This is a genomic window from Kitasatospora sp. NPDC048286 (assembly GCF_043201735.1).
In the GTDB taxonomy this organism is placed as follows: Bacteria; Actinomycetota; Actinomycetes; order Streptomycetales; family Streptomycetaceae; genus Kitasatospora.
This window is the reverse complement of the sequence record NZ_JBICZE010000003.1, coordinates 206,213-219,456: the sequence shown is the minus strand read 5'-3', so window position 1 is coordinate 219,456 and position 13,244 is coordinate 206,213. Positions and strand designations below refer to the sequence as shown.

At 72.1% G+C, this 13,244-nt stretch carries 12 protein-coding genes; 8 read left to right on the top strand and 4 right to left on the bottom strand.

What is annotated here, in order from left to right; translation table 11 throughout:
• Window positions 1-4 precede the first annotated feature (4 nt).
• The 7 genes from hppD (at window position 5) to ACGF13_RS08745 (ending at window position 7,309) form a co-directional block, all read left to right on the top strand.
• Window positions 5-1,087, top strand: coding sequence for a 4-hydroxyphenylpyruvate dioxygenase (gene hppD, locus ACGF13_RS08775; RefSeq protein WP_392870619.1), 1,083 nt, complete (start codon window positions 5-7; stop codon window positions 1,085-1,087).
• A complete protein-coding gene (locus ACGF13_RS08770) occupies window positions 1,077-1,940 on the top strand; it encodes a hypothetical protein (protein WP_392870616.1) in 864 nt (287 codons plus the stop codon). Before hppD ends, ACGF13_RS08770 begins: the two co-directional genes overlap by 11 nt.
• Window positions 1,937-3,451, top strand: coding sequence for a class I SAM-dependent methyltransferase (locus ACGF13_RS08765; protein ID WP_392870614.1), 1,515 nt, complete (start codon window positions 1,937-1,939; stop codon window positions 3,449-3,451). Before ACGF13_RS08770 ends, ACGF13_RS08765 begins: the two co-directional genes overlap by 4 nt.
• A 164-nt stretch (window positions 3,452-3,615) precedes the next feature.
• Entirely contained in the window at window positions 3,616-5,169 is a 1,554-nt protein-coding gene (locus tag ACGF13_RS08760; protein ID WP_392870611.1) for an FAD-binding oxidoreductase, read from the top strand.
• The gene (locus tag ACGF13_RS08755) at window positions 5,162-5,935 is read left to right on the top strand and encodes an SDR family oxidoreductase (RefSeq protein WP_392870608.1); all 774 of its coding nucleotides are present in this window, start codon (window positions 5,162-5,164) and stop codon (window positions 5,933-5,935) included. The genes ACGF13_RS08760 and ACGF13_RS08755 overlap by 8 nt, the downstream gene beginning before the upstream one ends.
• Window positions 5,936-5,976: 41 nt before the next feature.
• The gene (locus ACGF13_RS08750) at window positions 5,977-6,693 is read left to right on the top strand and encodes a DUF2306 domain-containing protein (RefSeq protein WP_392870606.1); all 717 of its coding nucleotides are present in this window, start codon (window positions 5,977-5,979) and stop codon (window positions 6,691-6,693) included.
• 253 nt (window positions 6,694-6,946) lie between these two features.
• Window positions 6,947-7,309 (top strand): YciI family protein, encoded by a 363-nt coding sequence (locus ACGF13_RS08745; RefSeq protein WP_392870603.1) that lies wholly within the window; start codon window positions 6,947-6,949, stop codon window positions 7,307-7,309.
• 79 nt (window positions 7,310-7,388) lie between these two features.
• On the opposite strand, the gene ACGF13_RS08740 is transcribed toward ACGF13_RS08745, so the two are convergent.
• The 4 genes from ACGF13_RS08740 to ACGF13_RS08725 all read right to left on the bottom strand — a co-directional run bounded on the left by ACGF13_RS08740 (window position 7,389) and on the right by ACGF13_RS08725 (window position 12,511).
• A complete protein-coding gene (locus tag ACGF13_RS08740; protein ID WP_392870599.1) occupies window positions 7,389-8,780 on the bottom strand; it encodes a multicopper oxidase family protein in 1,392 nt (463 codons plus the stop codon).
• Between the two features lie 183 nt (window positions 8,781-8,963).
• Entirely contained in the window at window positions 8,964-9,983 is a 1,020-nt protein-coding gene (locus tag ACGF13_RS08735) for an alcohol dehydrogenase catalytic domain-containing protein (protein WP_392870596.1), read from the bottom strand.
• Between the two features lie 21 nt (window positions 9,984-10,004).
• Window positions 10,005-11,237 carry a cytochrome P450 gene (locus ACGF13_RS08730; protein WP_392870593.1) on the bottom strand — a complete coding sequence of 411 codons (1,233 nt, stop codon included), beginning with the start codon at window positions 11,235-11,237 and terminating at the stop codon, window positions 10,005-10,007.
• Window positions 11,238-11,332: 95 nt separating this feature from the next.
• Window positions 11,333-12,511, bottom strand: a complete 1,179-nt coding sequence (locus ACGF13_RS08725) for an acyl-CoA dehydrogenase family protein (RefSeq protein WP_392870591.1) — start codon at window positions 12,509-12,511, stop codon at window positions 11,333-11,335.
• A 262-nt stretch (window positions 12,512-12,773) separates the two neighbouring features.
• Between ACGF13_RS08725 and ACGF13_RS08720 the strand changes: the two genes are divergently transcribed.
• On the top strand, window positions 12,774-13,187 hold the full coding sequence (locus tag ACGF13_RS08720; RefSeq protein ID WP_392870588.1) for an SgcJ/EcaC family oxidoreductase: 414 nt from the start codon (window positions 12,774-12,776) through the stop codon (window positions 13,185-13,187).
• Window positions 13,188-13,244: the final 57 nt, after the last annotated feature.

The following is a 13,244-nucleotide window of genomic DNA, read 5'->3' as shown; positions in this document are numbered from 1 at the left end:
GAACATGAGCCTCGACGCGGGTCAGGAGACCTTCGGCGGCATGCTCGTCGACCACATCGCCTGCTACGTCGCCGACCTCGCCGCCACCACCGAGTGGCTGGTCCGGGGTTACGGCCTGGAAGTGTACGCGGGTTCGGCCCCGCAGGCGCCGGACCTCCGCTCGGTGGCACTCGGCCGCAACGGCATCCGGGTGGTGCTCAGCCAGCCGCTGCCGGGCGACCACCCGGGAGCGGCGTACGTGGAGAAGCACGGTGACGGAGTCGCCGACATCGCGCTGCGCGTCCCGGACGCCCGGGCCGCCTTCACGGAGGCCGTGCGGCGCGGCGCCCGGCCCGTCGCCGGGCCGGCCGCGCACGGCGAGCTGGTCACCGCGACCATCATGGGCGTCGGCGACATCGCCCACACCTTCGTCCAGCGGCCGGACCCGGCCGACGAGCGGCCGCTGCCCGGGCTGGCGCCGGTCGCCACCGACCCGGCCGCACCGGACTTCGGCCTGCGGGAGGTCGACCACTTCGCGATCTGCGTCGAGCCCGGGCAGATCGACGCGACGGTCGCCTTCTACCGGGAGGTGCTGGACTTCGAGCTGATCTTCACGGAGCGGATCAAGGTCAACGGGCAGGTGATGATCACCAAGGTGGTGCAGAACGGCACCGTCACCTTCACCCTGATCGAACCGGACCAGTCCCAGGTCACCGGCCACCTGGACGAGTTCCTGAAGGACCACGGCGGGCCCGGGGTGCAGCACATCGCCTTCACCACGGACGACATCGTCGGGTCCGTCGACGCGATCGCCGGCCGGGGCGTGGAGTTCCTGGGCACCCCGGAGGCGTACTACCGGCTGCTCTCCGGCCGCCTCACCCCGCTGCGGCACTCCGTGGCGGACCTGGAGCGGCTGAACATCCTGATCGACCAGGACCACGACGGGCAGCTGTTCCAGATCTTCACCAAGTCCGTGCACCCGCGCGGCACCCTCTTCCTGGAGGTCATCGAGCGGATGGGGGCCCGCTCGTTCGGCAGCGGCAACATCAAGGCGCTGTACCAGGCCATCGAGTACCAGAAGGGCAGGGGTGTGGCCGATGGCGCGTGACGGGATCTTCGACGACCGGTTCCGGGCGGCCGTGGAGCGGCTGCGGGTGCCCGGCATGGGCACCGAGGTGGTGGCGCCGCTGCTCTCCCACCTGATCCACCTGGCCCGGCCCCGCCGGGTGCTGGAGGTCGGCATGGGGTACACCACGCCGTTCCTGGCGAAGGCCCTGGCCGAGGCCGAGGAACTGGCCGCGGCCGAGGCCGCCGCGCTGGTCCGCAAGACCCGGCCGTACCTCGCGGACGGCCGGGAGCTGGACGAGGCGTGGATCGACACCGAGCCCGCGCTGCTGCTGCCGGCCGGCTACCGCGAGCCGTACGAGCCGCGGTTCGTGGCGATCGACGACCTCTCGGACAGCGGCTCCTCGGCCCCGCTGGTGACGGAGGTGCTGGGCGAACTCGGCCTCGCCGAGCGGGTCACCGTGGTCAACTCCGACATGCGCGGGGCCGTCGGACGACTCCCCGAGGAGTTCCGGCCGATCGACTTCGCCTGGGTGGACGCCTGGGACTGCCTCTACTTCTTCGAGAACTTCTGGGAGTTGATCGATCCGGACGGCGGGATCGTCGTCATGCACTACCTGATGACCTACCCCGAGGGCGAGGCGATCCTCGACTACATCGCCGAGACCCAGCGGCTGGCCCCCGGCGAGTTCGAGATGCTGAACCTGCTGGAGAGCCGCAAGCTGCGCCAGAACAGCATGACCGTGCTGCGCCGCACCAGCGGCAGCCGGCCCCGGCAGTACTCCGACACCGGTCAGCGCCCGCGCCTCGGCGGCCAGGTCCGCGAGGACGCCCTCGCCCTGGCCCGCTCGATGACCGAAGCCACCGGCCAGAGCCCGAACAGGACACCCAAATGACCCAGACCCCCGTGGAGTTGCTGACCGCCTTCACGACGGCCGGCGCCGAACAGCGCGACGCCGCCTTCCGGCACCTGGTGGCCGCGCTGTGGCAGGACGGCCGGGCGAGCGACCTCGCCCCGGCCACCGTGCCGGCGCTGCTGACCGCACTGGACCAGGCCCCGCCCGAGCGCCAGGGCTGGCTGGTCCTGCTGCTCGGCCTGCTGGCCGGCGCCGAACCGCCCTCCGTCGGCGGCGAGTCGGCCGAGCCGATCGGCAAGGAGCTGGACCGGTTCCTCGAACTGCTCGCGGACCGCGGGGCCCACCCCGGGCGCACCCTCGCCCTGCTGTACCTGCTCTCGCACTTCCCCGCCGACCGCGACCGCATCCTGGCGGCCGTCGAGCCGCTGGAGCCTTCCCAGGACGACCTCAGCCGGCTCGACCGGGTGCTGCGACCGCTGGACCCGGCCACCGCCGTCCTGGGGCGGGTCTGGCCCTCGCCGGCCGAGTGGGTGCTCAGCGAGGCCGAACGCGCCTTCGACCGCTCGTGGGTCGACGCGCTCGCCCCCGCGCAGCTCGCCGCCACCTGGGACGGCGACACCCGGATGCTGATCGGCTACTCCGGCGCCAAGGCGTACTGGGCGCTGCGCCACGGCACCACCGAGGTGGTCGCCGACACCAGCCCGCACCGGACCACCGCGCTGTCGGCCGACGCCGTCGGCACCGCCGACCTCACCCGCCACGCCGAGGTGCTGCGCTGCCCGGCCTGCACCGGCCGCCTGGACGTCTCCCCCGGCGGCGCCCGCTGCGCCGACTGCGCCGCCGAGTTCTCGTCCGCCGCGGGCCACCTGGACCTGTTCGAGCGCAGCGAGCCCTCGGACCCCAAGGACGTCCTCCAGAACGCCGCCGCCATGCGCAACATCGGGCTGCACTACGAGACCGTGCTGCGGCCGGCCTTCCTGCGGCTGATGGGCGGCAACTTCGGCGGCCAGGTGACGCCGGCCGACGAGGACCGCTACATCGCCGCACACACCAATCCGGTCGACGGGCCGGTGCTCGACCTGGCCGCGGGAGCCGGCCGGTGGACCGCCGTGCTGGCCGAGGCCGTGGGCGCCGAGCGGCTGATCGCGCTGGACCTCAACCCGGCCATGCTCACCTGGCTGAGCGGACGGCTGCCGGAGGTCCCCGCGCTGCGGGCGAGCGCGCAGGCGCTCCCGTTCGGCGACGCCACGCTGGGCGCGGTCAACTGCTGGAACGCCCTCCAGGCGATGCCGGACCCGGCCGGGGTGATCGCCGAGGTCGGCCGCTGCCTGCGGCCCGGCGGCAGCTTCACCCTGCTCACCTTCCTCCAGGCCGCCGACCCGGTCGACCGCCACTTCCAGGGCACCTTCCGGGGGCCCGGCTTCCCGGACGGCATGCCGCTGTTCGCGCTCGCCGACCTGCGCGCCTGGCTGGCGGCCGCCGGCCTGACCGTCCGGGACCAGTACACCCCCGGCACCTTCGCGGTCATCACCGCCGAACGCGCCGCCTGATCCCGTCACCTGATCCCGGCGCCCGACCTCGGCACCCGACCGCGGCGCCCGATCGGACCCACCTGATCACACCCGCCCGATCACACCGCAATCCGCGAGATGTGCCGCCCGGCCGTGCCGTGCGAACGTCTCTGCGGCGCAGGAACACGGAGGGACGAACGAGCATGACCGACAAGACCGTTGATCCGACCGGCCCGGCGGTGATCAGGCCCGGGGACCCGAGGTACGAGAACCTCGTGCAGGGCTTCAACCACCGCTTCGTCGGACGCCCCGACGAGGTGCGCCTGGTGACCACCACCGAGGAGGTGGTGGCGGCCGTCGACGAGGCGGTGGCGGCGGGCAAGCGGATCGCGGTCCGCAGCGGCGGGCACTGCTTCGAGAACTTCACCACCTCGCCCGAGATCGAGATCCTGCTGGACCTGTCCGAGCTGAACCGCATCGCCCACGACCCCGCGCGCCGCGCGATCGAGGTCGGGTCCGGCGCCCTGCTGGGTGACGTCTACCGCACCCTGTTCAAGCGCTGGGGGGTGACGATCCCTGGCGGCACCGGCTTCGAGGTGGGCGTCGGCGGCCACTTCCCGGTCGGCGGCTACGGCCCCCTCTCGCGCCGCGACGGCCTGATCGTCGACCACCTGTACGCCGTCGAGGTCGTGGTGGTCGACGAGTCCGGCCGGGCCGGGGCCGTGGTGGCCACATCCGAGCCCGACGACCCGCACCGGGACCTCTGGTGGGCCCACACCGGCGGTGGCGGCGGCAACTTCGGCGTGGTGACCAGGTACTGGCTGCGCACCCCGGGGGCGGACACCGACGACCCGGCCGGGCTGCTGCCCAAGGCGCCGGCCCGGGTCTGGAAGCGGACGGTGATGTGGCCCTGGGACGGGATGACCGAGCGGTCCCTGACCACGCTGCTGCGCAACTACGCCACCTGGTACGAGAACAACGACGACGCCGACTCCCCGGCGGCCGGCCTGTGGAGCAACCTGATCGTCACCCACCGCAACTCCGGGATGTTCGGGATGACGGTGGTGATCGACCACGACGGACCGGACGCCGAGAAGGTGTTCGCCGAGCACTTCGAGTCCGTGTCCGCCGGGGTCGGCGTGGAGCCGGTGGTGCACACCGCCGAGGTCGTCCCCTGGTTCAGCTCCTGGCTGCCCTCGTACAGCTTCCCGAGCGACCCGAAGGGGCGCTACAAGGACAAGGCGGCCTACCTGCGGAAGGGGTTCACCGATCACCAACTCGACGTGATCTGGCGCTACCTGAGCGATCCGGAGCACACCAACCCGATGTCGTGCATCGTGGTCGCGGGCTTCGGCGGAAAGGTCAACACGGTTGCCCCCGACGCCACCGCCGCCGTCCAGCGCGACTCGGTCCTGAAGGTCCTCTACTGCGCCGGCATCTGGCAGTCCGAGGACCAGGACGAGGCCAACATCGCCTGGGTCCGGGCGTTCTACCGCGACGCGTACGCCCCGAGCGGCGGCGTCCCGGTGCCCGACGAGAACAGCGACGGCACCTACATCGGCTACCCCGACCGCGACCTGGCCGACCCGGCCTGGAACACCTCGGGGGTGCCCTGGTCGACGCTCTACTACGGCGGCAACTATCCGCGCCTGCAGCAGGTCAAGCGGACGTACGACCCCCGGAACGTGTTCCGTCACGCCCTGTCGGTCGAACTCCCCGGCGGTGAAGCGAATGTGAAGGAGGATCAGGATGCTTGAGAACAAGGTCGTCGTGGTCTCGGGGGTCGGCCCCGGCCTCGGGCGGGCGATCGCCCTGCGGTCCGCGCAGTCGGGCGCGGACGTCGTGCTCGCCGCCCGGACCGAGTCCCGGCTCGCCGAGATCGCCGCGGAGGTCGAGCGGACCGGGCGCCGGGCGCTCGTGGTGCCGACCGACATCACCGACGACTCGTCGGCCGCCGCGCTGGTCAAGGCCGCGACGGAGGCCTTCGGCCGGGTCGACGCACTGGTCAACAACGCCTTCGCGGTACCGCCGATGGTCGACCTCGGCGAGGTCGACCTCGCGGACGTGCGCGCCGGGTTCGAGACCAACGTGTACGCCGCGCTGCGGCTCACCCGGCTGTTCGCGCCCGCGCTGGCGGAGAACCGGGGATCGGTCGTCATGATCAACTCGGCGGTGATCCGGCACTCCAAGCGGCCGTTCGGCGCCTACAAGATGAGCAAGGCCGCCCTGCTGTCGCTGGCGCAGAGCCTGGCCACCGAACTCGGCCCGCGGGGCGTCCGGGTGAACACCGTCGCCCCCGGCTACATCTGGGCGGACGCGCTGCGCGAGGGCTTCGGGCACGTCGCCGCGCAGCGCGGGATCACCGTCCAGGAGATCTACGACGAGATCGCCGCCACCCTGGACCTCGGCCGGCTGCCCGAGCCGGACGAGGTCGCCGACGCGGTGCTCTTCCTCGCCTCCCCGCTGGCGCGCGCCGTCACCGGGCACTGCCTGGACGTCAACGCCGGCGAATACCACCACTGAACCTGTCAGGACGACGACGACACGGAAGCTGAGGACCAGCGGTGACAGAGAACACGGAGCAGACCGGTGCGCTGGCCACCGGACCACGGCGGGCGAGACCCGGCACGGAACCGGCCACGGCCGCGACGAGCTGGTGGCAGAGCCCGTGGGCGGCGGCCCTGGCCGCCGTCGTGGTGTTCAACCTGCTGTACGCCTTCCCGCGCTACCTGTCGGGGGACAGCCATCAGGCCCGGATCCCGCTCGACCCGGACTTCCCGGCGCACTACGCGGTCCTGGTAGCGCACGTCGTCCTCGGCAACATCTCGCTGGTGACGGTCCTCCTCCAGGTCCTGCCGTGGATCCGCCGCCACCACCCGGCCGTGCACCGGATGAGCGGCCGGGTGTACATCTTCGCCGGAGCGCTGCCCAGCGGGGTGCTGGCGCTGGTGCTGGTGCCGTACTCCGCGGCGCCGTCCGGCAAGACCGGGCTGGCCATGATGGCGGTGCTCTGGCTGGGCACCACCCTGCTCGGGCTCCGGGCGGCGCTCCAGCGCCGGTTCGTCGACCACCGGCGGTGGATGGTCTACAGCTTCGCGCTGGCCCTCGGCACCACCTGGGGCCGGGTGCTGGCCGAACTGATGCTGCACGTCCCGGGCTTCCGGATCGACATCATGACCCTCCTCGACCTGGCCAACTGGGCGGGTTGGGTGTTCAACCTGCTGGTCGCCCACTGGTGGCTCGAGCGGACGGCCCCGCGGGCCGCCCGACTGGTGCGCTGACGTCGACGAGCGAGCGGCCGGCCGTGGGACACCACGGCCGGCCGCCGGCGTGTGCGGCCCCGGCGGCCCCGGCCGACGGGCCGGGCCGGCCCGTCGGACCGCCGGACCGCCCGCCGGAGCGCCCGCAGGCCGTCCGGCCTGGGATTCGTCCTGTACGCACGACCGGGGATGTCGAGAACGGGCCGCCGGCTCCGACGTCTCCGGTGGAAGCCCCGGGAAGCGCCCGGGACGCCACCCCCAAGGAGAGACAGTCATGAAGTACATGCTGACGATGCACATGAACCCCGTGCTGTGGGAGGGCCTGCCCGAGGACGAGAAGCAGGCGGTCTACGCCGGCCACGGCGACTTCATGAAGCTCCTCCGCGAGTCCGGCGAGCTGGTCCACACCCAGGCGCTGGCGGAGCCCGAGAAGAGCACGACCGTCAAGGTCCGTGACGGCGCCCCGGCGCTGAGCGAAGGCCCGTACCTGGAGAACAGGGAGTTCGTCTGCGGCTTCTACCTGGTCGACGTCGAGACCCGGGAGCGCGCGATCGAGCTGGCCGGGATGATCCCGGACGCCAAGCACACCGGCATCGAGGTCCGTCAGGTGATGTTCGAGCAGGGCCTGGAGATGTGATCGGGTAGCACCCGCGGAAACGGCGGCGGCGGGTCGGGCTGTTGGTCAGCCCGACCCGCCGCCTTCGTGTCGCGCGGGGTCAGTCGACGATCTCCATCTGCGCCATCATGCCCGCCGAGGAGTGCTCCAGCATGTGGCAGTGGTACATGTACTTGCCCAGGTAGTCGGCGAAGGTCGCCTGGACCCGGACCGAGGTGCCGGGCGGGAGCGGGACGGTGTCCTTCAGGCCGACGTCACCGGGCAGCGGCGGCTGGCCGTCCCGGTCGAGCACCCGGAACTGCGTCATGTGCATGTGGAACGAGTGCTGGATCGGACCGTACTTGGTGGCACCGTCGTCGTTGATGATCGTCCAGATCTCGGTGGCACCGCGCTGGATCCGCTGGTCCACCCGGTTCTCGTCGAACGGCTTGCCGTCGATCAGACCGACCGGGTTGCCGGTCAGGTCGAAGGAGAGCCGCACCTCGCGCTGGACCGTGGCCGGCGCCAGCGCGGGCATCGCGCGCAGCGCGGTGGGCACCCGGCTGAAGTCGAAGGCCGGGCGGGTCACATCGAAGCGCAGCACCTGCTCGACCTCGTCGTTGCCGGTGAACTGGCCCTGGTTGGTGAGGAAGCACTGGGTGCCGACCCGCTGCCGGGAGAAGTCCACCACCAGGTCGACCCGCTCGCCGGCGGCGAGCGGGAAGTCCGTCCCCGTCCGGTCGATCGGCGCGGGCAGCAGACCGCCGTCCGAGCCGATCTGGAGCACCGGCAGGGAGCCGAAGTTGAACTTCAGGAACCGCAGGGTGGAGTTGTTCAGCAGCCGGATGCGGTACTTGCGCGCGGCCACCGGGAAGTACGGCTTCTGGCGGCCGTTGACCAGGATCACGTTCCGGTTCCGCGGGTCGCCGGCCACCAGCTGCCCGTTGGCGTCGATCTCGGCGTCGCGGATCGCGATCGGGACGTCGTACTCGCCGCACGGCAGCCCGTACTGGCTCTCGCCCTGACCCTCGATCAGGTAGAAGCCGTGCATGCCGCGGTAGACGTGCTCGGCCTCCATGTGGTGGCTGTGGTCGTGGTACCACAGCGTGGCGCCGGGCTGCTGGTTCGGGTACTCGTACTGCCGCTCGGCACCCGGGTCGATGACCTCCATCGGGTGGCCGTCGCTGGCCGCCGGGACGTGGCCGCCGTGCAGGTGCACGTTGGCGTGCTCGGGCAGCCAGTTGCGGTAGGTCACCAGGGCCCGGCGCCCCTCCTTGGCCCGGATCGTCGGGCCGATGAAGCTGCCGCCGAACGTCATGCACTTGGTCTTGACGCCGGGGATCAGCTCGAGCTCGGCCGGCAGGATGTCGAGCCGGTACACGTCGGTGTCGGCGGTGCGGGCCACGGGGTTGAGGGTCGGCGGTACCGGCATCCGTACGGAGAACGGCCCGGAGGCCGCGCCCCGGGCGGCCTGCCCGGGGCGCTCCGACTCCCCGGCGGCCAGCGCGCTCACCGGTATCAGTACGCCGGTGCTCGCCGCGATGCCCGCCAGGCCGAGAAAGTGTCGCCTGTTCAGGATGTCCTCCCCAAGTCGGTATCCGCGCGCCCGAAACGTTGTTCGGGTGCGTCCCAGGTCGCCATCCTGATCGTTGATCAGACCGTGCGCTTCTTGCAGGTTGCGGTATTTGACGGTTGATCAGAGATAGTTGACGACCGCGCGGAAGCGTACCCCACCCTGTTCGACCCGTTCGAGTGCTTCGGCCACCCGTTCCTTGGGGAAGATCTCGACCATCGGCGTGACGGCCCCGGACGCGACCAGGTCGAGGGCCTCGGTGAGCTGGTCGAGGCCGTTGTGGGTGGCGCCGATCACCTGCTGGCGCTGCGCCCAGAACGGGCTGGTGGGCGGGATGGTGAAGGAGTCGACCGGGTCGATGGTGGCGAGCACGATCCGGCCGTTCGGCCGCAGCCCCTGGAGGGACTCGGTGGCCGCCCGGTAGGAGGTGCCGGTCACCAGGACCACGTCGGCGCCGCCGGCCGCCCGCAGCTGCTCGCCGTCGGCGACCACGTGGTCCGCGCCGAGCGAACGGGCCAGCTCGTGCTTGTCCGGCGAGCTGGTGACGGCCACGGTCTCGAAGCCGGCCGCACGGGCGAACTGCACGGCCAGGTGGCCGAGTCCGCCGATCCCGAGCACCGCGACCCGCTCGTGCGGCTTGGGGTCGGCGGCGCGCAGCGCGCTCCACGCGGTGTAGCCGGCGCACAGCACGGGCGCGGCGGTCTCGTACGAGAGGGCGTCCGGCAGCAGCACCGTGCTGTCGGCCGCCACCGCGACGTACTGGGCGTGGCCGCCCTGCACGGTGAGGCCGCTCATCACCGACTGCGGGCAGTTCATCCCGGACTGCCCGGTGAGCGGGAGGTTGAGCCGGCAGTAGTCGCACCGGCCGCAGGTCGCCTGCACCCAGGTGGTGCCGACCCGGTCGCCGACCCGGCGGGTGGTCACACCCGGGCCGACCTCGACGACCTCACCGGCCGCCTCGTGCCCGACCACCACCGGGTCGAGCGGCGGGAAGGGGAAGACGCCCTGGCTGACCCAGAGGTCGTTGTGGCAGACCCCGCAGGCGTGGACCCGGATCAGCACCTGACCCGGTCCAGCCGTGGGGGTGGGGATCTCGCGCAGTTCCCAGCGTGCCTTGGCCTCCGGTACGACGGCAGCCCACATCGGCCCGACCATCCTTTCGTGTCAGCGGGTTCGCGGCGTGAGGCGGACCGGGAGGGTCTGCACGCCGTTCATGATGAAGGTGACCTGCGGCTCCAGTTCCCCTGCGGGGACGGCGAGTTCGAGGTCCGGGAAGCGGCTGAACAGCGCGGAGAGGGCGATCTCGGCCTCCATCCGGGCCAGCGGCATGCCGATGCAGCGGTAGACGCCGTGGCCGAAGGAGAGGTGCTCCTTGTCCGGCCGGCCGGCGTCGAAGGCGTCCGCGCTGTCGCCGTGCATCGCGCCGTCGCGGCCCACCGCCGCGAAGTTGATCAGGACCGGGTCGCCCTTGGCGATGACGACGCCGCCGAGCTCGATGTCCTCCACCGCGAAGCGGAACGGCAGGTGGGCGACCGGCGCCTCGACGCGCAGGGTCTCCTCGATCACGTCCTCCCAGCTCACCGCGCCGCTGCGGAGCAGCGCCAGCTGCTCGGGGTGGGTGAGCAGGGCCCGGGTCGCGTTGGCGAGCAGGTTCATCACCGGCTCGGTGCCGGTGGCGAGCAGCAGGTGCAGGGTGCCGACCAGTTCGGAGTCGTTCAGCCGGGAGCCGTCCTCCTCCTGGACCTGGACCAGGTCGCTGGTCAGGTCGTCACCGGGGTCGCGGCGCTTGGAGTCGACGAACTCCAGCATCTCCCGGTGCCACTGCTCGACGTTGGCCGCGGCCTCCTCCGGGGTGAGGCTGGTGTCGATGTTCGCCTCGCCGCCGCGCAGGATCTGCGCGCGGTCCTCGGCCGGGACGCCGAACAGGTCGCAGATCACCCGGGCGGGCATCGGGCGGGCGAAGCGGGCCTTGAGGTCCAGCACCTCGCCGGGTTCGCACTGGCCCAGCTCGTCCAGCAGCTCGTCGACGGCCTTCTGGACCTCGGCGCGCATGGCCTCGACCCGGCGCGGGGTGAAGGCCCCGGCGGTCAGCCGGCGCAGCCGGGTGTGGTCGGCGCCGTACCGGGTGGTGAGGTTGTCCATCAGCACCCAGCCGATGAGCGGGAAGTCCTCGCCGATCCGGCCCTCGGCGAAGTCCGTCCAGTGCTGGCGCGGGTCCTTGGACAGCCGGTGGTCGCTGAGCGCCTGTCGGGCGGTCTCGTGGTCGGCGATCGACCAGGCGAGCACGCCGCCGGGCAGTTCGATCCGGGTGACCGGGCCGTTCGCCCGGATCCGGGCGGCCTCGGCGTGGATGTCACGTCCGGTGCGGTCGATGACGACGGGTTCGGGGATTGCCATGGAGGTCTCCGAGCGGTCGATGGGAACGGTCGGACGGCATGCCTGAGAGGGCCGCCGCCGCTGGTGGCGGCGGCCCTGTCAGGGCAGAGCGTCGGCTACAGGTAGAGCGTGTTCGGGCCGAGCCCGCAGGCGACCCGCCCGTAGAGCTCGAGGTTGGTGTTGGGGTGCAGGATGCCGTGCAGGTTGAGCGTCTGGACGTCCCGCTCGATGCGCTGGATCGGGACGGTGGTGTAGATCGAGGAGCCGCCGCTGGCGGTGTTGAGGATGTCCACCGCCTCCTTGGCCCGCGAGCAGACCGCGCCGAGGTCGAGCCTGATCCGGGCGCGCTCCTCCAGCGTCCACTCCTCGCCGGTGGGGCCCTTGGTGTCGAGCAGGGCGGCGGCGCGGTGGGCGTGGAACTCCACCTCGTCGATCCGGGTGATGGCCTCGGCCACCTGGATGTGGGTGATCGGGGCCTCGGCCTGGTTGGCGTACTCGGTGTAGCTGATCTTCCGGCCGGGGAGCCGCTCAAAGAACGCCTCCTTGGCGGCCCGGGCCAGCCCGAGGGCCGGCGCGGCCACGGTGGCGCACGCGGTGGGCATGAACGGCGCCCGATAGATGGGCGAGTCGGCGTTCGCCAGGGAGCGGTGCTGCCCCTGGAGCACCGGGACCATCGGCAGCACCCGCGGCTCGGGAACGAACAGGTCGGTGGCGACGGTGGTGACGCTGCCGGAGCCGCGCAGGCCGGTGGTGTGCCAGTCGTCGACGATCTCCAGGTCCGCCAGCGGGACCGCCACCATGATCGGCTGCGGGCCGTCCGGGGTCATCAGCACCGCCGCATTGGTGTTCCAGGAGCTGTGCAGCGCGCCCGAGTTGAACGTCCACTTGCCGTTCAGCAGCACGCCGCCCTCGACCGGCACGGCGACCGCGGTCGGGCTGAGGATGCCGCTCACCCGCACGCCGGGGTCGGCGAAGATCTCGTCCTGCACCTCGTCCGGGAACAGGCCCGCCATCCAGGAGCTGATCGCGTAGACCGCCATGACCCAGGCCGTGGAGCCGTCGCCGCGGCCCAGCTCGGCGATCACGTCCACCACGGTGCGCATGTCGGACTCGTAGCCGCCGTAGCGGTGCGGCACCCGGATCTGCAGCAGTCCGGAGTCGGTCAGCGCCGCCAGGGTCTCGTCGGACAGCCGGCGGTGCTCCTCGTGCCACAGCGCGTTCTTCTGCAGCAGCGGCACCAGCTCGGCGGCACGGCTTACCAGTTCTTCCCTGGACGGGGATTCCTTGGCTGTCATCGGGGGCTCCTCCGGAGTGGGCGGCCCACTCGGGACGGCTTGGCCGTCCGGGCCGCGGTCGTTGATCGGCCCTGTCGAGGCTGGCAGTCGGCCGGGGTGCCCGCATCTCCCGGATTGCGGCGCACCCGAGGCATGTCCTGCCCCGGGTTCCGGGCAACACACCATCGCAATCCGGGAGTTGTCCCCCATCCCGGCCTGCTGTGAGGCTGGCCGTCACCCGGCCCGCGTGATCGCGGCCGGGACCACCGGAGAAGGAGAGACCATGTCCGCCACTCCCGCGCCCAACACCCCCGACGCCGCCGCCCTGAGCGCCGTCCCGCAGCGCATCGTCGCGGCCTGGGCCGCGCAGGACGCCGACGGCTTCGCCGAGGTCTTCACCGAGGACGCGACGCTGATCCTGCCCGGCGACGTTTTCCTGACGAGCCGTCAGCAGATCCGCGCCTTCATGACCCAGGCCTTCGCCGGCCCGTTCAAGGGGACCCGGGTCACCGGCGAGCCGGTGTCGGTCCGCCCGCTCGCCGAGGACGTCGCCGTGGTGGTCACCCGGGGCGGCGTGCTGGCCCCCGGGGACGCCGAGGTGACGGCCGAGCGCGCGATCCGGGCGACCTGGGTGCTGGCCCGCCAGGGTGGCGACTGGCGGATCGCCTCGTACCAGAACACCCCCCTCGCCGCCTGAGACACCGCCGTCTGAGACTTCGCCGTCCGAGACCCGGTCGGCTCCCGGCCCCGCCGC